We start from the raw sequence: 22,615 nt of genomic DNA, 5'->3' as shown, positions 1-22,615 counted from the left end.
AAATTAAACCAAACTTATAACGTTTAAAGTTAATACAAACATAAATTATCAAATACTAGCCAATGGAGGAGTATAATCCAAATAGACAAAGTGAACAGAAACTTAAAATTGCCGTTGCTGTATTGATTATTTTAGTTACAGCATTGGGGTTTTTATATTTCAGAGAACGCCAGTTTAATAAAAGAAACGAAGACCTAAGCAATTTGCAAGCTAAGGATTTGTTAGTAGCAAGTACCAAATTAGATTCAATAGAAAAACAGTTAAATACAAAAATTGTTGAAATTAAACGTTTGGGTGGTGATGTAAGTGAGTTGATTCGTGCAAAGCAACAATTGCAAAAAGATAAAATAGCTTTGCAGAAATCAGTAGGTTTTTCGATGAAAAAGTATGAGTTGAAATTCAAGAAATACCTTACTTTATTAGGAGAAAAAGATAATGAATTAGTGAGTTTAAGAAAAGAGAATGGTATTCTCGCAGCGATGAACGATTCGTTGAGTAAGGAAGCTCAAGCACTTTTAGAAGACATTACTTTTGCTCAAAAAGCCTTGAACGATTCTGCCATTAATTATACAATTCGCCAAAAAGAATTATCTGAACGTAATAGAGAATTATCCGAAAAGGTTTCTCAGGCGGCAGCTCTTCATGCTGAAAGTATCAATGTCTATGCGATTTCTGTAAAAGGAAAAGAAAGTGATGGCGGTGTTTATAAATCGAAGAAAGTAGATAAAGTAAGAATCACCTTCTATTTGCAAGAAAATCCATTGACGACACGAGAAGCAAAAGTGATTTTTTTAAGAATTATCGACCCATCTGGTCAGTCTATTGCGGATATGAGTACTGGTTCTGGCAGTTTTACGTATAAAAACAAAGATGTTACTTATACTGCAAAGCAAAGAATTGTTTATGATAACAGTCATCAATCTGTTGAATTCGTTTACAGCCGTGGACAAGCTTATAAAGATGGTAAACATATCATAGAATTATATGCTGAAGGTTACAAAATTGGCGAAGGTTTTTTTGAAGTGAAATAAAAACATGAGTCATCCCGAATTTTCTCTTGAAAATGCAAGTTTTAAGTGATTTCAATATTTTTTGGATTTATTCTCGTCCTTACTTTTTGTCTTGATACAAAAAGTAACAAAAAAATCAAGAATTCCTAAACTCGCTTCGCTCAAACAGTAGGAATTCATTGCCCATCAATCATAAAAAAGCGGTCGAAAAACTAATTTCGACCGCTTTTTTATGATTTTAAAATTCGGGATGACTCATGTTTATCGGTCTTTTATGTTTTTTCTATCTTTCTAATTGTATTTTATTATGCCCATCTAGTAAAATGAAACAGGCATCTTGTTAGATGAAATGGTCATCTAGTAAAATGAAACAGGCACCTTGTTAGATGAAATGGCCATCTAGTAAAATGAAACAGGCATCTTGTTAGATGAAATGGTTATCTAGTAAAATGAAATAGGCATCTAGTAAGATTAAATACGCATAACGTATTTTACCAATCCTATCTTTTCAAAGCCGAAGGCGTATGTCCATACTTTTCTTTAAAGGCTTTTATGAAGTGTGAAACACTTTCATAACCTATTTCCATACTGATTTCTGAAACGTTTTTCTCTGTCTTTTCTATCTGTAAACAGGCATATTCCAATCGTTTATTTTTAATCCAAAGGGCTGGCGTTGTATTAAATTCTTGTTGAAAATCTCTTTTAAAAGCCGACAAGCTTCTACCTGAAAGTCTTGAGAGTTCTTCTAATGAAAGTGGTTTTAAGTAATAAGAATTCATCAAAAAGGCTAAATCGGGTTTTTCGCCTTTGTACAAACTAAAAAGGATCGATTTAAACTGTTTTGAATGGTCGATTTCCAGAATATGTAAGAGTAATTCCTGTAGTTTTAATCGTAAAAAATGATTCAAATACTGAGTTTCATGATTGAAATACGGAAAAATAGATTCTGTGAATTTATCCAAACTCTCCGTGATTTCCAGAACCAATAACTGGTTCGCATTATTCCACATTACCTGCAAAGCTTGGCTACTTTGGTATTCTTCAAAAAGCTCTAAATGTTGGCTGACAAATTCTTTCAAAAGCTTTTCGTTAAAGAAAAAAACCAAACTTCTGTAGCTCGCATCAATGGTTTCTTGCATCAAATAATAGCCTCTCGGTATAAAGACCACACTGCCTTTACGCACAAGAATGGTTTGGCTGGGTAAAGTAAAACGTTTTTCACCTTCCAAGACGAAGATCATGGCGTGTTCCTCAAAAAACACTTCGTTTTTTAGGGGAGGGTCTTGGTTGCGATAGGCAACAAAAGTCATATCCTGAATTTTCAAGGACTGAAATTCACCAGCGTGTATAAGGGAAGGGACTCTAATCATGGCAAAAATTTATACATTTCTTTTCGTATATCCACATCATTTCTGTAGAAATTATTATTCCTAAGACTTTGTCTGTAAGGGTGCTATCCTGAATGTTTAACATTTGTTAAGACTTTTTAACTTTTTGCATGCAACATTTTGTACAACCTTTGCATCTTCTTGTCAAATCAACAAAATGCTAAATGCTCATGACCTTTAAACCTACTTTTCTAGTGCTATTTCTCTTTACTACTATCCAAGCTTTGGGGCAGTCAACTGTTTCAGGAATAGTAATAGACGAAAAAAAACAAGCTGCTTCTTTTGCTAATGTATTGATTTTGAATGAAAAAGATTCAACAATGGTAAAAGGAGCTGTAGCCGATGTGGATGGTAAATTCCTTACGCCACAAATTCCTCACAATACTTATTTACTTGCCATCACGGCAATTGGCTATCAAAAGTACTATCAAAAAATTGAAGTACGTTCAGATTTGAATCTTGGAAATATTCAATTATTGCCTGAATCTAAAACGCTTTCAGAAGTAGAAGTAAGCGTTAAAAAGCAATTGATAGAACGTTCGGGCGACAAGATGATTATGAACGTAGATGCCAGCCCGATTACTTCTGGTTTGAACGGTTTGGAGCTGATGGAAAAAGTGCCGGGCATTACGGTAGATAGAAACTCAGAAACGATAAAAGTAAAAGGGAAATCGGGTGTTTTGGTCATGATTGATGACCGTAAAACCTATCTAAGCGATGAACAATTAGCTAATTTCTTGAAGACACTAAAGAGTGATGACATTGATAAAATAGAAGTAATCACCAATCCGTCGGCTCGTTATGATGCTTCTGGAACAACGGCAATTATCAATATCAAAACTAAAAAAGGCAAAAATTTTGGCACAAACTACATCGTGGATATGGGTGTCGGTTATAGCAATTATAAAGAATATGGTAGTTTCCCAAAAAATAATCAGGGCATTACGATGAATGCCAAGAAAGGCAAATATACCCTTTATGCCAATTTGAGTAGAAATTATATGACTTGGTTTAATGCTTTTAATGAAACGCAAGAATTGTACGAAGGCAGTAATTTAGTGGAAACTCGTAAAAATATCGGAAAGGCTTTAGGGAATGGAAATTCGTGGTCATCGAAAGTCGCTTTTGATTATGATTTTAGTAAAAATACAAGTGTAGGTTTTACAGTACAAGGTGCATTGTCTGACAATCTTTTTGAAAGATCAATTAACCAAAGTAATCAACAAGTAAACACAACGCAAGCCATTGAAATGTTGCGTAACCGTAATACAGATAATAAAAATTACCTTATTAATACGCACTGGAAACAAAGTTTTGATACTTCAGGAACGGTACTAAACGTAGATTTCGATGTGATTATTAATAAAATAACATTCGATGACCGCTTTAAAACTACCAACATGCTGGAAAGTCAACAAAATGTAGTGAATAATCAGATTTACTCGCCTGAAAACTTTGTTACTTATGCTTTGAAAGCTGATTTTGTAAAAAATCTAACAAAAAAAGTAAAACTAGAAACAGGTTTTAAAAGTAGTTTCTCAGATAATGCAAAAGACTTTAATGATAATTTCAGAGACAACGGAGCATTGGTCAATTCATATTTCAAATTCAAACAAAATATTCATGCAGCTTACTTTATGCTCAATACAGAACTCAGTAAAACCTTGAATCTACAAACAGGTTTGAGAGGTGAACAAACCTATACTTCTGGAACTGATAGAGCTGGCGAAGAACTTTCAACTCAGAACTATTTTAATTTGTTTCCAACGCTTTCTTTGAATAAAAAAGTAACGAAAGATTATGCTGTTTCACTGGGTTTTTCTCGTAGAATCAATCGTCCAAACAGTGATAATTTTAATACTTTTAATCGCTTTTTCTCACCACAACAGTATGCAAAAGGAAACCCTAATTTACTCCCCTCTTTGAATAATAGCTTTTCTATGACGCATACTATTAAAGATGCCTTCAGTTTTACGATAGATTACGTCACTGTAAAACAGTTCTTTGCAGATGTTTATAGTGTAGATTCGGTGTATATTCCTGGCAATCGTTTGATACAAGAGTCTATAGAAAATGTCAACGGAAAAGTATCATGGTGGAGTTTCAGTACTTCCTTGCCATTCAATCTTACAAAATGGTGGAATGTAAATGTAAATATTTGGAGTGGCATCAATATGTATAATTACAGCAGAGAAAATGCTATTGTTGACGTAAACCAATTTTATAGTGGATTGTATTTACAACAAACATTCACCTTGAATAAAACACTTTCTGCTGAAATTTCGGGCTATGTAAATTCTGGTGAAACATGGGGTTTTGAAACGAGTAAAGCACAAGGCTCTTTCGATTTAGGCATCAAGAAATTCCTTTGGGATAAAAAAGCTACGTTGAAAATTTCTGTCCAAGACCCCGCCTATTTGAACCGTTATAGAAATGTTGCTAGAACCAATGAATTGGTTTCTACAGGAGAATATCGCTGGGATAACCGCAGACTAAGAATCAACTTTACTTATAATTTTGGTAATACCAACGTAAAAGTAAACCAAAGATCAAATGGAGATAATGATGGCGGTGGTGGTGGTAAAGGCAGAAGTTAATCGAAATATTTTACTTTAATTTTGCGTTCCAATTCTATATCGTCTAACTTCAACATTCACAGGGAAACTACTGATATTCAGTTTTTTCTCTGTGAATTTTTTATTCCCAAAAACATGGAAACGCTCAAATTATCAATCCAGAATAATATTGCTCATCTTATCATCAATCGCCCTGACAAAGCCAATGCATTGAATCAAACCGCTTGGGATGAAATCTTGCAAATCTTTACTGAACTCGATGAAAACCCAGAAGTAAGAGTAATCGTACTGGAAGGTGGCGATAGCAAACATTTTTGTGCAGGCATAGATTTAAGTTTGCTGATGTCGGTTACACAAAGTAAAATGCCATGCGAAGCTCGCCGAAGAGAGAGTATTCGCAAAGATATTTTGCGTTTACAAGCTCCCATCAATGCCATCGAAAATTGTTCTAAACCAGTTTTAGTAGCTATTCATGGCGGTTGTATCGGTGGCGGAATCGACTTAGTTTGTGCTTGCGATATGCGTTATTGTACGGAAGATGCTTTTTTCACGATTAAAGAAATTGATATGGGAATGGTAGCCGATTTGGGTACGCTACAAAGATTACCAAAACTGATTGGCGATGGTTTAGTACGAGAAATGGCTTATACTGGTAGAAATGTAGAAGGGAAAGAAGCTGAGAAAATCGGAATCGTGAATCGTACTTTTACAGATAAAGAAACGATGTTGACAGAAGTAATGAAATTGGCGGAAACAATTGCCCAAAAATCACCTGTCGCTATTCGTGGAACAAAACACATTTTACTGCATAGCCGTGATAATTCTGTAGCCGATGGACTTAATTACATGGCAACTTGGAATGCAGGAATGTTACTCTCTGCCGATTTGCAAGAAGCTTTCGAAGCGAAAATGACTAAAAGAGAACCTAAATTTGAAAATTGAATAAAAGGACTCCTCCGTCCTTAGTATATTTGTGAAGAATTGACAGACAAGGCTTTTATGCCAACAACTTATGCTAACGAAGTTACAAATAAAAAACTATGCTTTAATCGAGCATCTCGTATTAACACCAGACGTTGCTTTAAACATTGTTACAGGCGAAACAGGTGCGGGAAAGTCTATTATGTTGGGTGCTTTAGGATTGTTATTGGGCAATCGTGCCGATACTCGTACACTTTTTAATCCAAATGAAAAGTGTGTTATCGAGGGCGAATTTGATGTTTCGGGCTATATTATCAAGAGTATTTTTGAGGAAGAAGAATTAGATTATGACGAACATTGCGTAATTCGTCGTGAGATTTCTCCGCAAGGCAAAACTCGTGCTTTCGTCAATGATACGCCTGTTAATTTAGAAACGCTTCGCAGAGTAGCTTCGCAATTGATGGATGTGCATTCACAGCATGATAATCTATTATTGGGAGCAAACGATTATCAATTAGAAATCGTCGATACTTTCACTCAGAATCATGATTTATTAGATACTTATAAAAAAGATTTTCAGGCTTTTCATAAAGCCCAAAAAGTATATGAACAGCTTCGAATAGAAGCCAAAGAAAGTAAAAAAGAGTTTGATTATAATTCCTTCTTGCTGGATGAATTACAGAAAATAAAGCTAAAAGCAGGCGAATTAGAAGTATTAGAGCAAGAGCTAAATAAATTAGAAAATGCCGAAGAAGTAAAATCTAAATTGCTTTTGTCAGCCGAATATTTGAATGCTACCGAGCAATCTATCATTCCATTACTTACTTCAACCTTAGCCAATTTGAATAGCATCAGTACTTTTGGCGAACAGTATTTGCAATTGAAAGAACGTATTCAAAGCTGTTTGATTGAACTTAAAGACATTGCTGTTGAAGTAGAAAGCGAAGCCGAAGAAGTAGAATTAGATAATGAAAAAATCACCAGTATTCAGCAACGACTTGATGTAATTTATAATCTTTTACAAAAACATCAAGTAAAAACAGATGTTGAATTATTAGCCATTCAGAAAGAATTAGAACAAAAAGTTAATAAAGTACTGAATATCGACGAAGCTTTGGCAGATGCAAAAGCGGAAGTAGAGAAAACCGAGAAAGAAGTATTGATAAGTGCCGAAGCTTTATCGCAATCAAGACTCGTAGCTTTGCCAATTATTGAAAAACAAATTTCAGATTTGCTGAAAGATTTAGGAATGCCAAATGCTAGTTTGAAAATTGAAGATGAAATCATAAAGCCATCACCAATGGGGATTAATGTGATTAATTTGTTGTTTTCAGCCAATAAAGGGATTAAACCACAACCGATTAAAAATGTAGCTTCTGGCGGTGAATTTAGCCGTTTAATGTTGGCGATAAAGTATATTTTAGCCAATAAACGAGCTTTGCCAACCATTATTTTTGATGAAATTGATACAGGAATTTCTGGTGAAGTATCAATAAAAGTTGGAAATATGATGCGAGAAATGAGCCGCAATCACCAATTGATTGCTATTACACACTTGCATCAAATTGCGGCACAAGGTTCAGCACATTACTTTGTGTATAAAGATAATTCTTCAGAAAGAACGGTTTCAAAAATCCGAAAATTAAGTAGTGAAGAAAGAGTAATGGAAATTGCACAGATGATTGGCGGAGAAAATCCATCAAAAGCCATTGTAGAAAATGCTCGTGAGATTTTAGGGAAACATCTTGCACTCAGTTAAAATATTATCTAACAAGCTAAACGTTCAAGGTCGAAAGCTTGTTATCTCAATAAATTTGTTCCAAACTAAACAGGTACTTATCAATATGAAGAAAATATTATTATCGGTATTAATGTTGTCAGTAGTTTTTTCTTGTTCAAAGTCGGAAGACAAACAGAAAAAAATGATTGAAGAAGTAATGGCAGTACATGATGAAGTAATGCCAAAAATGGATGAAATCATGACCTTGAAAGGACAATTAGATTCTATTTCAAAAGTATCTTCAGATTCTTCAAAAGCGAAAGAATTGTATGTAGCGTTAGATTCTGCCGATGTAAAAATGATGGAATGGATGGAAAAGTATAATCCTGATCAAGTAAAAGGGAAATCAGAAGAAGAAGTAGTAAAATACTACGAAGGAGAGAAAAACAAAATTGTTAAAGTAAAAGAATTAACGAATGCAAGTATTGAAGAGGCAAAAGCTTTTTTGAAAAAGTAAGTTTTGAATACTTGTTAAATATCATGAAGAGAAATATTGTTCATTGTTTATCCTTAATCTTTCTGCTAAACATTGTATTGGGCTGTTCGAAATCGCCTAAAGAATTACCTTATTTGGGCAATAAAGAAACGGCTGAGAAAATGATTGATGGCAAAATGGTTGTTGATACCATTTACCACAAAATTCCTGATTTTGAATTTATCAATCAGGATTCCGTAAAAATTACGCAAGAATTTGTTGCTGGAAAAATCTATATCGCCGATTTCTTTTTTACGACTTGTCCTACGATTTGCCCAAAAATGAAAACGCAAATGCTTCGGATTTATGAAAAGTATAAGGATAACCCGAACGTAATTTTACTTTCTCATTCAATCGACCCACGCCATGATACGCCTGCTGTGTTAAAAGAGTTTAAAAGTAATCTGGGCATCAAAGGGAATTCTTGGCAAATGGTGACGGGTGATAAAGCGAAAATTTTTGAAATCGGACAAAAAAGTTATATGGTTTCTGCTGCCGACGACCCAACCCAACCGGGTGGTGTAGTACATAGCGGAGCGTTTATTTTAGTTGACAAAAATCGCCACATTCGTGGAATTTACGATGGAACTGTTCCTGCAAAAGTAGATAACTTGATGGAGGATATGGAAATACTTTTAAATGAATCGAGTTCAAATCATAAATAATAATTTATTGAAAAAGATATTAATGTTACAACAAAGTATTGCCATCAAATTTTCATTTGCTCTTTGTATATTAACGATGTTTGCTTGTGATAGCAAAGAGGAAATCAAAAGAAAACAGTATTATATCGACGGACAAGCACTTTACAAAACACATTGTGCAAATTGTCATCAAGAAAAAGGAGGAGGTTTAGCGGGATTGTATCCGCCGATTGCTGGTTCAGATTTTTTGGCAAAGAATAAAGAACTTATTCTCTGTTCGATGCGAAATGGATTGATGGATACCATTATTGTAAATGGAAAAACGTATCGCCAACCAATGCCAGCCAATTCGCAATTACAAGCTTTGGACGTAGCCGAAATTGCTACTTTTATTTATAATGAATGGGGCGGAGAAAAAACCATTACAGAAGTAAAAGATGTACAAAAAATATTAGCAACTTGTAAAAATAAGGTAGAGTAACAAAATAGGCGGTGTGATGAACATCGCCTATTTTGTTATTTATGGTAAACTTTTCACGCTCACAACTCCAGTCACTTTCCTAAGAGTATATTCTGTAAAATCCTGATTAGAATCCATACCTATTCCATGCAGAATTTGTTCTGGAGTTTTTACATCCACAGGCTTTTCGGTATAAATCTTCTTGGTGTCTGGATTCCAATAAAGTTCGTCGGTAGAAAGCGTTTCGTGTTTAACTTGATTGTTGATAAGTACTCTTCCCATAATATGATAAACATTTTTCATGCGAATATATCTAGCCGAATCACTTCGTAAGGTAGTGCTGTTATTTCCTAGTTTATCAAAAAAGAATACTCTTACTTCATGAGGATATACTTTGTCTTCATTGGGCATCGTCAATTGGCTTTCAGTGGACATTCTAACGACTAATCTGGCAGAATCAGAATATGTCATATTTACACCATAAATCTCAGAAAGTGGTCCGTTGTATGCTTTCTTGGCAATTACTTTTTTTTCTTCTTTACAAGCCATTAGCAAAAAGAAAGAAAGAATTAAACCAAGTATTGGGCGTAAAACTAATTTGACAACCCTAAGTGGAGTTGTCAAATCAGTTAATGAAGATATTTTGAATTGATTCATAAAAAGAATAATTAATCAATTTTTGGTTTACGGAACCAGTAAAAGTCTCCTAACGAGAAGCCAACAACAATTTTGCTATATTGTTCTTCTAATCCATTTGTTGAAAGTACTCCTCTTTTCCCTCTTACATAAGCAATATTTACATAAGAAATAGTACGTAATGGTAATGAAACACCTACCGAGAAACTCATATCTTTGGCGGCTTCGCTTCCGTTATAACTGTAAGGAGATTGTGTATAATTAGCTCCTACACGATACATTACGTGATTGAAGTATCCAGAGATGGCATCAAATTTTGGAATATATTCTGCACCAACAGCTACTGTATAAGCATTTTTTAGTCCATCATTATCACCTTCTAAACTTTTATAACCAGTCCATTTTGTTGTTGAGTAATCTAACGAAACTAATAATTTTCCGGGCTTTTCTAAACTTATCCCAAATTTGTAATTGGCTGGTAATGTAATACTTCCGTTTGGATTTGAAAGCGTATCAGCATTAATAAGCGTTATGCCTGAAGCATCATAAATATTAAAACCACCAAGATTTTTAATGCCAAGATTTTGTGATAACTCTGCTGTAGCACCAATATTTAAGAAATATTCCTTGCTAATTTTGGGTCTCCAAGCGTAGCCTAATTTAAAATGTACACTTGAGTAATTAGAACGGTTAAAGCTTTTTACTTGATAATTTTGACCATCACTAAGGTTTTGTGTAGTAATATCTCTGTTGATTACTCCGAATAAATAGGAAGTTTCAAGACCAACATACATATTTTTACTTACTCTAACACCATTACTGATAATAGCCTTATTAAGTCCGCCTTCGCCATTATAAGTAAGAATTGTACTGTCTGTACCAACAACGTTAAGTTTTCTTGAAGTAAGGGTTTTATAATTTACAGTAGAATAAGGCATTAAACCCAAAGCTAAAGTCCAGCGTGGAGAAGCTGGTAAAGCTAGCACAACTGGCCCTAAAGTTCCATTATAAGTATTAGAGCGTTGTCTGTTATCTTGCATCGCTTTGATTTCGGTATTTACTCCCATTTCAAAAACAGTATAACGATTTCTGGCAAGCATCGCTGGATTCACGGTATTTACATAAATACCATTAGAACTTGCAACGCCCAAACCACCCGACATTGAGTTTACGGCAGTGCCGCCATTGTAAACTTCGCCAATGCCTAAGAATGAAAAGGGAGAATTTGTTTCTTGTGCTTGTATTGAATGAAATGCCAAAAGGCAAGAAACAGCAATAAATAAACGAGAGAATGATTTGAATAGGAACTTAGAAGCAAATGCTTGATTGTAACTTTTTCTATTTACAACCCTTGAAGGGATTGTTGCTCGCATAAAATTTGAAATACTATTTATTTTGTTCGACATTATATTCTAAAATTCTGTTAAGTCCAATCAGCACCAACTCTGGAATTACAAAGTTCGGGTATTTTATGCGGTTTGCAAAGAATGTAGCATCTCCGCCACATAAAATGACGTTAATTTTTGTTAAAAGCTTGTGATACTCTTCAATAAATCCATTTATCTCCGCAGTAATACCATTCATTACGCCACTTTGCATAGCGTGTTTTGTACTTTTTCCAAGAATTGCGGGCACTTCTTCTGGTTCTAATAACGGCAAACGTTTGGTAAAAGTATTCATAGCGGTGAATCGCATCCGTACTCCTGGTGAAATAATTCCTCCATGAAAGTTATCTTCGGTATCAACCAAATCATACGTAATACAAGTACCTAAATCAATAATCATAGCGTTACTTTCAGGAAAAATAACCCTTGCACCAATGGCGGCAGCAATGCGGTCGGCACCCAAAGTTTCTGGTGTATCGTACAATTTAGTGATAGGAACGGGCGTAGTATTTTTCAAAAAGAACACTTTTGTATTGGCTTCTGAAAAATCTTGACTCAGTTGTTCTTCAGAATAACTCACTGTTGAAATGATAATATTTGTTGGTTTTAAGCCTTTTACGTAGCCAATAAGTTCAGAATATGTAAAAGAACCTTTACTTTCGATGAGCTTTCCTTGCTCAAAAAGACCCGTTTTGGCAAAAGTATTTCCTAAATCTATGGCTAAATTCATGTAAAATGATGTAAGTATTATTTGCTTCGGTATGATTTTTTAGGATAAAAAAGACGGCAAATCGTTTAAAATAAAAGCAATTTTTACAATTTTGGGAAAGCATTTTTAAAATTCTCATGTTCACTCCCAATCATAACATTCATCTTTAAGTAAAAAACAAACATTATGGAATTCTTAGAATCTGAAATTCTTGAAAATAAAGTTAATGATATTCTCTGGTTTATCGGAATTATAGTGAGTAGCTTACTATTAAAACGTTTATTATCAGTATCGCTTAGTAAAGTTTTATATCGTTTTATAAAACACGATAAAGTATCAATTCATACTTGTATTGAGATGCTCAGAAAGCCCGTTGAGCTTTTCATCATTGTGTTGATGGTTTACTTTGCTTTTCTTTATTTACACTTTCCTCTTTCTTGGAATTTAGCCGCTACTTTGGGCTTGAAAGTTGTACTTCTGAAGATTTTTCAATGCTTTTTGATTTTCTCAATTTCTTGGATTTTGATTCGTTTGGTGAAATTTATCGCTCTTATTTTTCAAGAAAGAGCGGCATTGACTGAAACAAAACTCGACGACCAGTTTGTCCCTTTCTTCAAAGATTTGGCTATTGTAGCGGTATCTATTATGACTTTTTTCTCAATGTTAGGAATGGTTTTCAAGATAGATGTTGTGGCATTGGTAACAGGTTTGGGAATTGGAGGGTTGGCTATTGCCTTGGCCGCCAAAGAAACCTTGGAAAACCTGTTTGCATCCTTAATGCTTTTTATGGATTTGCCTTTTGTTGTTGGAGATAATATTCAGTTAGATAAAGTTTCAGGAGATGTTGAAAAAATTGGCTTTAGAAGTACTCGTTTAAAAACTGCTGATGGAAGTATTGTCACTGTTCCGAATCGTTTATTAACTGCCCAAGCTTTAGAAAATATGAGTACTCGTCAGTTTCGTAGAGCAAAATATTTAATTAAACTTCAACAAGATACTCCTTCAAGTACGATTCAAAATATTGTTTCTCAAATTCAAGAAGAAGTATTAGCACACGAACATATTTATAAGCCAGAACCGGGTGTTACTCGTTTTGAAGGAATTGGTGATGGCTCTATGGATATTCAAGTGGCTTACAATGTAGAGAGCAATAATGTAGCAATCCTTAACAAAACTCGTGAAGAAATCAACTATAAAATTGTAAATATAGTCCAAAAAAATGGGGCAAAATTTGCTGATTTGAATAATAGGACATAACTAAGAAGTATTTTTCAGATAGGGAGAACTTGTTGTTGTATATTTGCAGACTAACTGTTTTCTTAATATTTTATATTACTTTAATGAAAAAAATATTCCTCACATTGCTTACTCTTGGTACAACAATGTCAACAATTCACGCTCAAAAAGTTTATCCCACACTAGGGAAAATCACTCAATTTGATTCAGCACTTGAAAGTCTGGTTTCTGTCGATGCAAAAGTAGAAATTTTAGCGTCTGGTTTTGTTTGGTCAGAAGGACCAGTCTGGAACAAAAAAGGTAAATATTTACTTTTTTCGGATGTTCCTGATAATACCATTTATAAATGGAATGAAAGCGAAGGAGCAACTATTTTTCTTTCTCCTTCGGGTTATACAGGTTTGGGAGAATATGGTGATGAACCTGGAAGTAATGGACTGACAATTAATAACAAAGGCGAATTAATTGCCTGTGAACATGGCGACCGCAGAGTATCGTCAATGTCTTTGACTTTAGGAGGAAAAAGAACATTAGCCGATAATTATCAAGGAAAGCGATTCAATAGTCCAAATGATGTTGTTCAACATTCTGGCGGAGCTTATTATTTTACCGACCCACCGTATGGATTGCCTAAAAAAGAAAAAGACCCAAGCCGTGAACTTGAATTTGGCGTTTATCGCATTGGAACAGATGGAAAAGTAACCTTAGTGGCGAGTGATTTAGTAAGACCAAATGGTTTAGCTTTTTCACCAGATGAAAAGATTTTATACGTTGCACAATCACATGAAGAACGTGCAATTTACATGGCATATCCTGTGAACGAAGATGGAAGTTTAGGAACAGGCAAAGTACTTTTTGATGCAACCTATATGCTGAAAAATGAAAAGCGTTCAGGCTTACCAGATGGATTGAAGATTGATAAAAAAGGGAATTTATTCGCAACTGGGCCCGGTGGAGTATTGATTATCTCTCCAGCAGGTAAATTATTAGGAAGGATTGAGACGGGTTCTCTAGCAGCAAATTGTGCTTGGGGAGACGATGGTTCAACGCTTTACATCACGGCTGATATGTATCTTTGTCGTGTAAAAACCTTGACGACTGGAGTAGGATTTTGACTTCGAGGTTTCGGCTTTCGGACATCAGCTTTCAGTTTTTTGCTTTAGTCTATATGTTTTTACTCTAAAAAAAAATGCGTTTATCTTCGTAACAAATCTGTGTAAATCTGCGGGTAAAATTAAGATTTCATTTATTGTCACTAAAAATAAAAGACTTGGGATTGCTCTCAAGTCTTTTATTATAATTAACATTTAAGTCCGAAATTCAAAAGCCGAAATCTGACATCCGAAGTCCGAAATCCTAAAAATCTACTTGCTCAAACTCGCAATCATTTCTTCTAAAGCTTTAATTTTTGATTCAGCATCTGCCAATTTTTGGCGTTCTCTTTCTACTAATTCAGGTTTGGCATTGGCTACAAAACGTTCGTTAGCTAATTTCGCTTCTGTCGATTTTTTGAATCCTAAATTATATTCTAACTCTTTTTTGGCATTAGCTAATTCGGCTTCTACGTCTATTTCATTTTCTATAAAAATATAGCATTGTACACTTTTTTCTGTGAATGAAATAGCACCATCAATATCATCCGAAACATATTCTTTCATTGAGACATTCGCAAGTTTTTGGATAATTTTCTCCATTAAATTAAAGCGATGTAAATGTAATTTACCTAAATTGTTTTTACTTAAAGCCCAAGAAAATGGTAACTCGACTTTAGGAGAAATTTGTTTCGAATTTCTAGTTTCACGTATTTTAGTGATAATTGTAAACATGAAATCAAAATCGACTAAAAGCTGAGAGTTCACTTCACCAGCCACTGGATATTCAGCTCTACAAATTGTTTCGTTTGCTCCACGTTCGCTGATTGCCTGCCAAATTTCTTCTGTAATAAATGGCATATATGGATGAGCCAAACACATCAATTTTTCAAAAAGAGCAATCGTTGCTTCAAAAGTAGCTTTGTCGATAGGTTGTTCGTAAGCTGGCTTAATCATTTCTAAGTACTTGCCACAGAAATCATCCCAAATCAAATTATAAATCGACAAAAGTGCATCTGAAATACGGAATTTCACAAAGTGTTCTTGTACATCAATAATCGTCTGATTCAAACGTGATTCAAACCATTGAATTGACAATAAATTTTCTTGTGGTTGTGAAATATCTGTTGCGTTCCAACCTTCTACCAAACGATAAGCATTCCATACTTTATTACAGAAATTACGTCCTTGTTCAACCAATTTCTCGTCAAACATCAAATCGTTTCCTGCTGGCGAACTGAAAAGCATACCAGTACGCACGCCATCTGCACCATACTTTGCAATCAAATCTAATGGGTCTGGCGAGTTTCCTAATGATTTAGACATTTTTCTGCCTAATTTATCACGAACGATACCCGTTAAATATACATTTCTGAAAGGTAATTCGCCTCTCCACTCATAACCAGCGATAATCATACGAGCTACCCAGAAGAATAAAATTTCTGGAGCAGTTACTAAATCATTGGTTGGATAATAATATTTAATATCTTCGTTATCAGGATTTTCGATACCATCAAAAACAGAAATTGGCCATAACCACGACGAGAACCAAGTATCCAAAACGTCTGGGTCTTGCGTTAAATCTTCTTCTGTTAAAGCAAATAATTGTAATTCGTGTTGAGCTTTACGCAAAGCTTCACGCTTACTTTTTGCTACGATAACCGTTCCGTCTTGCAAGTAATAAGCTGGAATTTGCTGTCCCCACCACAATTGTCTTGAAATACACCAATCTCTCACATTTTCCATCCAAGAAGAGTACATATTCTTGAATTTCGGTGGATATAATTTGATGTTATCATTCATTACGTTCTCTAAAGCAGGCTGAGAAACCTCTTTCATTTCCAAGAACCACTGTAAAGATAATTTCGGCTCGATAACCGCACCAGTACGCTCAGATGTTTTAACGATAGATTTGTACTCTTCAACCTTTACTAAATGTCCTGCTTCTTCTAAATCTTTAACGATATTTCTACGAGCTGCAAAACGGTCTTGACCTAGATACAATACCGCCTTTTCGTTCAAGAAACCTGCATCGTCTAAGATGTCGATTACTGGCAATTTATGTTTTAAACCTAATTCGTAGTCATTCAAATCATGGGCAGGCGTTACTTTTAAACAGCCCGTTCCAAAATCCATCGTTACGTACTCATCCAAAATCACAGGAATTTCACGACCTAACAATGGAATCGTTACAGTTTTACCATGAAGATGTGTATAACGCTCGTCGTTCGGATTAATACAAACGGCAGAGTCCGCCATAATCGTTTCAGGACGAGAAGTAGCAATTGTTAAACTTCCTTCTTCACCCACAACGTTGTAAGTAATATAATAAAGCTTCGCTTGAATATCTTTGTCGATTACCTCTTCGTCAGATAAAGCCGTTTTCCCTTGTGGGTCCCAGTTTACCATTCTTACGCCACGGTAAATTTTACCTTTTTCGTACAAACGAACGAAAGTATCAATTACGGCTTGGTACAAAGAAGGCTCCATGGTAAAACGAGTTCTGTCCCAGTCGCAAGAAGCACCCAATTTTTTCAATTGTTCCAGAATAATCCCGCCATACTTGTCTTTCCATTCCATGGCATAAGCCAAGAATTCTTCACGAGTCAAATCCTTTTTCTCGATGCCTCTTTCTTTCAACATCGCCACCACTTTTGCTTCCGTTGCGATAGACGCATGGTCAGTACCCGGCACCCAACAAGCCTCTTTACCTTCCATTCTTGCCTTACGAATCAATACATCTTGGATAGTATTGTTCAACATGTGACCCATGTGGAGTACACCCGTTACGTTTGGCGGAGGAATTACGATAGAGTAAGGTTCTTTGTCTGGATTTGGTTTTGAAGCAAAGAATTTATTTTCGAGCCAATATTGATACCATTTGGCTTCAATGTCTTGTGGAGCGTATGTTTTTGAAATCATTTTATAAGAATTGTGGGTCAGTTTTCAGTCCTGACGAAATTTGTTGCAAAGATACGGATTTTGAAGGAAAGGAGTTAATGGAATGGAAGGAAGTGTTCTCTATTTGATTGATTTAGGTTTGGCTATTCCAATAGAATGATTTATTAATGATTAGTTGATGCTATTTTTTTGTTTTGCAAAATCTAAATTTCCTTCTACTATTTTAGTGTATGGATGTTGTTCTCCAAGATGTTTTAGTAATATTTGATACGCTTTGTCATATAGAGTCATGGCTTTGTCATAATCTCCTAATTTTTCAAGTATTGTAGCTAAATTAGAATAGTTGATTGCGGTCAAAGGATGATTTATACCCATTTTTTCTTCATCTGCTCTTAAAGCTTTTTCTAATAATTGTTTAGCACCAACATAATCTCCTAAATTTTGTAAGCTAGTTGCTAAATTTGTATAAAAACTGGCTGTGATAAAATGTTCTTGTCCAATGGTTTTCTCTGCAATATTTTTTACTTGTTCTAATATCTTTTTGGCACCGTCATAATCCCCTAAATCTTGAAGTATTGTCGCTAAGATTGAAAAATGAATTGCTGTAGTTGGGTGTTCTTCATGAAGGTTTTTTTTATCTGAATTTATAGCTTTTATGATAAGTTCTTTTGCACCTTCATAATCCCTCAGAGCCCTTAGTACTGATGCCAAATTAGCATAGCCTGTTGCTGTTATTGAATGGTCAACCCCATAATATTTTTCGGCTGAATTTATTGCTTTTTCTAACAATACTTTAGCTCCCATATCGTCTCCCAAATCTTGAAGGACTAATGCTAAATTATTCTGAATATTAGCAATTACTGTTTCTAAGCTTATATCATTTTGTTGCTCGAAGTTATGGAGCAACTTCTCATATAATTCTCTACTTTTCAAATAATCAGCACTAAAGCGATAAGCATTTGCTAATTGAATTATTAACTCATATCTCAACGAAGTATTTTCGGGAGTATCTTCGAGTGTTTTTAGTCTTTTTTCAATTCTTTCTATTTCATTTTTAGCTTCCTCTACATTATCATAATCGTTATTGGTAATATCAAAAGGAATTCTGCTTTGAAGATTTTCTTCTAATAAAATTTCTGATTTCAAACTAATACTTAGGTTGAGAATCGAATAAAAATCAGGCATTGTTTTCTGAAAATGGAGTAAAGTATCTCCACCCAACGGCACAAAAACAATCAATTGAATTGGAAATGTTGAAAATAAATCTCTTCTTTGATTAAAGCCAATGGCTAATGCTTGTAAATCTTCTTGAAAGAATAATTCAAACTTTTCGATAAATATAAAACCTGTTTTACAAGCTAAAATGGAATGAATAAAAGTCTCGGAATTGATGTTTTCAAGATTAAATTCTGCAAATGGTCGTTCTGGATATTGGACTTTCAAGTCATTTTTTACTGTTCTTACCAAGTCTAAATGCTGATATTGAACAATGATAAAATGAAAAAGCTCATTTCGTGTAGCACGAATGAGCAATTCAAATTCTGCCTGATTGGAACTATCCTTGAACATATTGTTGATACAAATTAGAGCGTTCCAAAATAGGGTTTATTCTTTTATAACTCCCACTGTTGTATTCCATCACGTAGATGTTTTCTAACATAGTCTGCAATACCTCATCAAAAGGAGTGTCTTTTCCTGCACGATTATTTTCAATGATTTTCTTCATCTTTTCCAACATCGGTTCTGTAATATACTGTGCCGTTTGATTCGCCAATCTATTTAAAGCTTTATCTAAAGCCACATCATCAATTTGTTGTTGTTCATCTTCTACATAAAAAGCGGTAGTTTCCAAAATCTTTAAAAGTTCTCGTGGCGAACCTCCAGAATATCTGATAGCTTTATGGACAATCACTTCGTTTTCAAAAAGACTTCTATCTATTCTTTTATATACAAACTCTTTGAATTTCTCAAAAGCTATGGCATCTTCTGTATCATTTCTTTCAATCAATTTCACAAATGGAAAAGCTTCAACGCTACTAAATTGTGATAAGTTAGGTCTTTGGCTCATCAGTTCAATCGGTAAAGTAAAGATGGTATAAGCCTTAATTTTATCAATGCGGTTTTGTTCTTCTATAATGATTTTCTTGCGAGTATTAGCACTCAGCGTTTTCTCTAAACCATCAACAATAAAAAGAATTTCTTGAGCGATGTGATTATCACGAAGTGAGACATTTACTTCTTCAATAAACTCATTAAAAATAGTAGCAAAAGAGTTGAAATTATTTTTAAGGTTTTGTCTGACGATGTTTGCTCTTTCATTTGAACCCACTACTCCAGTTTTAAATTTTCCAAAGATGTTTAACAAACTAAAAAGTGGATTTTTTGTGCTGATTTCAATACCTGCTTCCAGTTCTGCTTCTACTTTTAAATCCCTTTTTATTTCTGTTTCTCGTTTGGCAAACCAAGTTTCTAATCGTTCTTTGATACCTTCATTAATGGTTAAATCGTATTCGCTCAGCCGCTTGGTTAGTTGCTCTAATTGAAGTATCAGAATATCCATATACTCCAATTCATTCAAATCTAACTCTTGGTCGATATTACAAGTAACACAAAAAAAGCATTGAGGACTATTGAGTTTTTCGGCATATTTGGCTAGTTCGGATGTTTTGCCAGAGCCACGCATTCCACCCAGAAAAAGAATGGATTTGTTGCTACCATTAATAGCTGGATTGAAAGAGAAAATACCATTTTCCTTTTCAACATTCAAATTTTTGTAAACAATTCTATCCTCAAATTCACCCCTCAATCCCGAAAAATCAGTAAAAAAAGAATGACTTGGACCAATAGGCTCATTAAATTTAACTGCTTGGTCTATTTCATTGATTGTTTCAGCTTTGTGAGACATATTGTTCCTTGTATATGATGATAACACAAATATAAATCCATTTGGAGTAAATATGAGCTTTGTTGTAAACAAAAAAGCCCTCAGACATTCATTGTGCTGAGGGCTTTGTCGTTAATGCTAGAGATAATCGCCTAAAAATCCTCATCCAAAGAGAATGACATTGATTCTTTCTCAGACATAACGCCTGATTTTTGATATTCTGCCACTCTTTTTTCAAAGAAGTTTGTTTTTCCTTGTAATGAAATCATTTCCATGAAATCGAAAGGATTGGTAGCGTTATATTGTTTTTGTAAGCCTAAAGCCAACAATAAGCGGTCAGCTACGAATTCGATGTATTGGCACATCAATTGTGCATTCATACCAATCAATGATACTGGTAGCGCATCTGTTACAAATTCCTTCTCGATAGTTACAGCATCCATAATGATTTTGTAAACCGATGATGGGTCTAGTTTATTTTGGATATGGTCTGTATAAAGCAAACAAGCAAAATCACAGTGAAGACCTTCGTCTCTTGAAATCAATTCGTTCGAGAATGATAAACCTGGCATTAAACCACGTTTTTTCAACCAGAAAATTGAACAGAATGAACCTGAGAAGAAAATTCCTTCTACGGCAGCAAAAGCAATTAAACGCTCTGCAAAGTTTCCATCGTTAATCCAACGCAATGCCCAGTCAGCTTTTTTCTTTACGCAAGGAATTGTATCAACTGCACGCAACATTTTGTCTTTTTCTACTGGATTTTTGATATAAGTATCAATCAACAAAGAGTACGTTTCAGAATGGATATTTTCCATCATAATCTGGAATCCGTAGAAGCATTTTGCTTCAGCATATTGTACTTCAGAAAGGAAATTTACCGCAAGGTTTTCATTGACGATACCATCTGAAGCTGCAAAAAATGCCAATACGTGCGAGATAAAGTGTCTTTCTCCATCATTTAAGCGATGTTCCCAGTCGGCTAAATCTTGTTGAAGATCTATTTCTTCAGCAGTCCAAAAAGAAGCTTCCGCTTTTTTATAGAATTGCCAAATATCATTTTGCTTAATTGGAAACAATACAAAGCGGTTTGGGTCTTCAACTAAAAGGGGCTCTATTTGCGTAATGTTTGTCATGGTTTTTAAGGGAATTTTTGTTTGCCAGTGTTTTACTGAACAATATTTTTATTGCTTTAAATTCGATTTATTAGCTACTAAAACTATCGTTTGTTTAATTAACGATTAAAGTAATGTAGGTTTTTAATCTTCAAATCACTATTTAACAGAACATCAAAAGTAGCGATGAAGTTATATTTTTTCGGAAAAAACTTGATGTTTTTGATAAGCTCGTCTTTTTCAAGACAAGCGATGTTTCAAGGAATAAAATAATCAGATAGAATTTTTTAGTGGGCTCTTAGGCAGGTACAAAATACGTATTAGATAGAAGCTCGTGTTGATATTATCGCTGAGCTATCTTCTCCAAATTTAGAAAGGTTTTACTTCATTAACTAAGAAAAATTCTTGAATTTTTATAAATCATATTTTCCGCCAAATGTATTTTTTATAAGGTTGAATTGATACTATTGTTTTTCAGAATGTTATCAATGACCTTAAAAATCTATGCCAGTACTTTTCAGAAATTTGGAAGAAATTTTTGATTTACTTGTGATATATCTTACGCTAAAACCTATGTATGGAGCAACAGGTAAGCTTGAAGTACTAAGGTTTTCGTTAGCAGCATTAAAGGTTTTTACTTTTCTAAACTCCGTTAAACCACCTTCAATACCAAGGTTAAAAACATTCAACACATGTGCATTGCCTGATAAGGTAAACCTAACTTGTTGATAATTTTGACGACGAATCATTTTTTCTGAAATTACATATTCTTGATAACCAGCACTGTATCCATCGTAAACCGAGTTGAAATCCAGATGAAGCCAAGGATTTACTTTATAGCCAACGCTGGCTCTGAAAGGCAAAATGCCAGAAACCTTCCAATCATTTCCGAGTGCTTTTGTGAAACCAAAAACAGGAATAATTCTGAATTTCTGGTTATAAATAATGGCTGTGCCATAAAGTATTTGTGTTTTTAAACCCAGAATTCGTAAACGAGCGGCTCCACCATAAAAGTAAGGTTGTGGATTCAAAAAGGTTTCATTTGTTTGTGTAATACCTCCGCCAACAGCATAAACCCAAAGTTTTTCTCGCAGACTTGCTTTAAGTTGTACATAAGTCATGCCTAAAGTTTTATATCCACCAGTTGGGTCATCTTTGCCATCAATTGTGGTGTTGATTTGGGCAAGATTTGCCACTAATAGAGAATGCTTCGCCTGAATATCAGCCTTTTTCCCGAAACCAATACCTGCCTGAATTTCTGTACTCAAAGGAATAATTCCTAAAGCTGTACTTCTGTTGAAACCAAATTTTTGTCCATTCGACATTGAAGTTTCGGGCATAAACTCAGCTCGTAACGTAATATTTGGATAAAATAATTGGCTTAAAGAAGGCGTTTGTGCCATA

18 protein-coding genes are annotated in these 22,615 nt (G+C 34.5%); 9 read left to right on the top strand and 9 right to left on the bottom strand.

The features are described from left to right. Window positions 1-62 precede the first annotated feature (62 nt). A complete protein-coding gene (locus VB776_RS04640; RefSeq protein WP_323326478.1) occupies window positions 63-1,031 on the top strand; it encodes a hypothetical protein in 969 nt (322 codons plus the stop codon). Between the two features lie 479 nt (window positions 1,032-1,510). Here the strand turns inward: VB776_RS04640 and VB776_RS04635 are convergent, their stop codons facing one another. Beyond that, window positions 1,511-2,380, bottom strand: a complete 870-nt coding sequence (locus VB776_RS04635; protein WP_323257653.1) for an AraC family transcriptional regulator — start codon at window positions 2,378-2,380, stop codon at window positions 1,511-1,513. Window positions 2,381-2,562: 182 nt separating this feature from the next. On the opposite strand from VB776_RS04635, the gene VB776_RS04630 reads away from it, so the two are divergent. From VB776_RS04630 to VB776_RS04605, 6 genes are all read left to right on the top strand, one after another. After that, on the top strand, window positions 2,563-4,995 hold the full coding sequence (locus VB776_RS04630; RefSeq protein WP_323326476.1) for an outer membrane beta-barrel protein: 2,433 nt from the start codon (window positions 2,563-2,565) through the stop codon (window positions 4,993-4,995). Between the two features lie 114 nt (window positions 4,996-5,109). Next, window positions 5,110-5,916, top strand: a complete 807-nt coding sequence (locus VB776_RS04625) for a crotonase/enoyl-CoA hydratase family protein (protein WP_323326474.1) — start codon at window positions 5,110-5,112, stop codon at window positions 5,914-5,916. Between the two features lie 70 nt (window positions 5,917-5,986). Further along, the gene (recN, locus tag VB776_RS04620; protein WP_323326471.1) at window positions 5,987-7,654 is read left to right on the top strand and encodes a DNA repair protein RecN; all 1,668 of its coding nucleotides are present in this window, start codon (window positions 5,987-5,989) and stop codon (window positions 7,652-7,654) included. 85 nt (window positions 7,655-7,739) lie between these two features. Continuing rightward, window positions 7,740-8,132 (top strand): hypothetical protein, encoded by a 393-nt coding sequence (locus VB776_RS04615; protein ID WP_323326469.1) that lies wholly within the window; start codon window positions 7,740-7,742, stop codon window positions 8,130-8,132. A gap of 23 nt (window positions 8,133-8,155) precedes the next feature. Then, window positions 8,156-8,815, top strand: coding sequence for an SCO family protein (locus VB776_RS04610; protein WP_323326467.1), 660 nt, complete (start codon window positions 8,156-8,158; stop codon window positions 8,813-8,815). A 7-nt stretch (window positions 8,816-8,822) separates the two neighbouring features. Then, window positions 8,823-9,275: a c-type cytochrome gene (locus VB776_RS04605; protein ID WP_323326465.1), complete on the top strand. Its 453-nt coding sequence runs from the start codon at window positions 8,823-8,825 to the stop codon at window positions 9,273-9,275. A gap of 39 nt (window positions 9,276-9,314) precedes the next feature. Here VB776_RS04605 and lptC read toward each other — a convergent pair whose 3' ends face one another. Genes lptC through VB776_RS04590 form a run of 3 tightly spaced genes read right to left on the bottom strand, consistent with a single transcriptional unit; the run spans window position 9,315 to window position 12,005 of the window. Continuing rightward, window positions 9,315-9,911 (bottom strand): LPS export ABC transporter periplasmic protein LptC, encoded by a 597-nt coding sequence (gene lptC / locus VB776_RS04600; RefSeq protein WP_323326463.1) that lies wholly within the window; start codon window positions 9,909-9,911, stop codon window positions 9,315-9,317. A gap of 11 nt (window positions 9,912-9,922) precedes the next feature. Continuing rightward, a complete protein-coding gene (locus VB776_RS04595) occupies window positions 9,923-11,263 on the bottom strand; it encodes a hypothetical protein (protein ID WP_323326461.1) in 1,341 nt (446 codons plus the stop codon). Window positions 11,264-11,276: 13 nt separating this feature from the next. Further along, on the bottom strand, window positions 11,277-12,005 hold the full coding sequence (locus VB776_RS04590) for a type III pantothenate kinase (protein WP_323326459.1): 729 nt from the start codon (window positions 12,003-12,005) through the stop codon (window positions 11,277-11,279). 165 nt (window positions 12,006-12,170) lie between these two features. Between VB776_RS04590 and VB776_RS04585 the strand changes: the two genes are divergently transcribed. Further along, window positions 12,171-13,241: a mechanosensitive ion channel family protein gene (locus VB776_RS04585; RefSeq protein WP_323326457.1), complete on the top strand. Its 1,071-nt coding sequence runs from the start codon at window positions 12,171-12,173 to the stop codon at window positions 13,239-13,241. A gap of 125 nt (window positions 13,242-13,366) precedes the next feature. Beyond that, the gene (locus VB776_RS04580) at window positions 13,367-14,335 is read left to right on the top strand and encodes an SMP-30/gluconolactonase/LRE family protein (RefSeq protein ID WP_323326455.1); all 969 of its coding nucleotides are present in this window, start codon (window positions 13,367-13,369) and stop codon (window positions 14,333-14,335) included. Window positions 14,336-14,584: 249 nt separating this feature from the next. Here VB776_RS04580 and VB776_RS04575 read toward each other — a convergent pair whose 3' ends face one another. The 5 genes from VB776_RS04575 to VB776_RS04555 form a co-directional block, all read right to left on the bottom strand. Then, window positions 14,585-17,233: a valine--tRNA ligase gene (locus VB776_RS04575; protein ID WP_323326453.1), complete on the bottom strand. Its 2,649-nt coding sequence runs from the start codon at window positions 17,231-17,233 to the stop codon at window positions 14,585-14,587. 150 nt (window positions 17,234-17,383) lie between these two features. After that, window positions 17,384-18,781 carry a tetratricopeptide repeat protein gene (locus tag VB776_RS04570; RefSeq protein ID WP_323326451.1) on the bottom strand — a complete coding sequence of 466 codons (1,398 nt, stop codon included), beginning with the start codon at window positions 18,779-18,781 and terminating at the stop codon, window positions 17,384-17,386. Then, entirely contained in the window at window positions 18,768-20,117 is a 1,350-nt protein-coding gene (locus VB776_RS04565) for a hypothetical protein (RefSeq protein ID WP_323326449.1), read from the bottom strand. The genes VB776_RS04570 and VB776_RS04565 overlap by 14 nt, the downstream gene beginning before the upstream one ends. Window positions 20,118-20,248: 131 nt before the next feature. Beyond that, window positions 20,249-21,232: a ribonucleoside-diphosphate reductase small subunit gene (locus VB776_RS04560; RefSeq protein WP_323326447.1), complete on the bottom strand. Its 984-nt coding sequence runs from the start codon at window positions 21,230-21,232 to the stop codon at window positions 20,249-20,251. Between the two features lie 473 nt (window positions 21,233-21,705). After that, a complete protein-coding gene (locus VB776_RS04555; RefSeq protein WP_323326445.1) occupies window positions 21,706-22,614 on the bottom strand; it encodes a hypothetical protein in 909 nt (302 codons plus the stop codon). Window position 22,615 lies beyond the last annotated feature (1 nt).

It is taken from the genome of Arcicella gelida, from assembly GCF_034931025.1.
Lineage (GTDB): Bacteria > Bacteroidota > Bacteroidia > Cytophagales > Spirosomataceae > Arcicella > Arcicella gelida.
This window is presented reverse-complemented; position numbering and strand designations above follow the sequence as displayed.

Coding starts and splice junctions, on each gene's coding strand:
- lptC (WP_323326463.1), bottom strand. CDS start 9,911: ATGAATCAATTCAAAATATCTTCATTAACTGATTTGACAACTCCACTT.
- VB776_RS04590 (WP_323326459.1), bottom strand. CDS start 12,005: ATGAATTTAGCCATAGATTTAGGAAATACTTTTGCCAAAACGGGTCTT.
- VB776_RS04640 (WP_323326478.1), top strand. CDS start 63: ATGGAGGAGTATAATCCAAATAGACAAAGTGAACAGAAACTTAAAATT.
- VB776_RS04625 (WP_323326474.1), top strand. CDS start 5,110: ATGGAAACGCTCAAATTATCAATCCAGAATAATATTGCTCATCTTATC.
- VB776_RS04630 (WP_323326476.1), top strand. CDS start 2,563: ATGCTCATGACCTTTAAACCTACTTTTCTAGTGCTATTTCTCTTTACT.
- VB776_RS04615 (WP_323326469.1), top strand. CDS start 7,740: ATGAAGAAAATATTATTATCGGTATTAATGTTGTCAGTAGTTTTTTCT.
- VB776_RS04560 (WP_323326447.1), bottom strand. CDS start 21,232: ATGACAAACATTACGCAAATAGAGCCCCTTTTAGTTGAAGACCCAAAC.
- VB776_RS04595 (WP_323326461.1), bottom strand. CDS start 11,263: ATGCGAGCAACAATCCCTTCAAGGGTTGTAAATAGAAAAAGTTACAAT.
- VB776_RS04555 (WP_323326445.1), bottom strand. CDS start 22,614: ATGGCACAAACGCCTTCTTTAAGCCAATTATTTTATCCAAATATTACG.
- VB776_RS04635 (WP_323257653.1), bottom strand. CDS start 2,380: ATGATTAGAGTCCCTTCCCTTATACACGCTGGTGAATTTCAGTCCTTG.
- recN (WP_323326471.1), top strand. CDS start 5,987: ATGCTAACGAAGTTACAAATAAAAAACTATGCTTTAATCGAGCATCTC.
- VB776_RS04580 (WP_323326455.1), top strand. CDS start 13,367: ATGTCAACAATTCACGCTCAAAAAGTTTATCCCACACTAGGGAAAATC.
- VB776_RS04575 (WP_323326453.1), bottom strand. CDS start 17,233: ATGATTTCAAAAACATACGCTCCACAAGACATTGAAGCCAAATGGTAT.
- VB776_RS04570 (WP_323326451.1), bottom strand. CDS start 18,781: ATGTTCAAGGATAGTTCCAATCAGGCAGAATTTGAATTGCTCATTCGT.
- VB776_RS04585 (WP_323326457.1), top strand. CDS start 12,171: ATGGAATTCTTAGAATCTGAAATTCTTGAAAATAAAGTTAATGATATT.
- VB776_RS04610 (WP_323326467.1), top strand. CDS start 8,156: ATGAAGAGAAATATTGTTCATTGTTTATCCTTAATCTTTCTGCTAAAC.
- VB776_RS04565 (WP_323326449.1), bottom strand. CDS start 20,117: ATGTCTCACAAAGCTGAAACAATCAATGAAATAGACCAAGCAGTTAAA.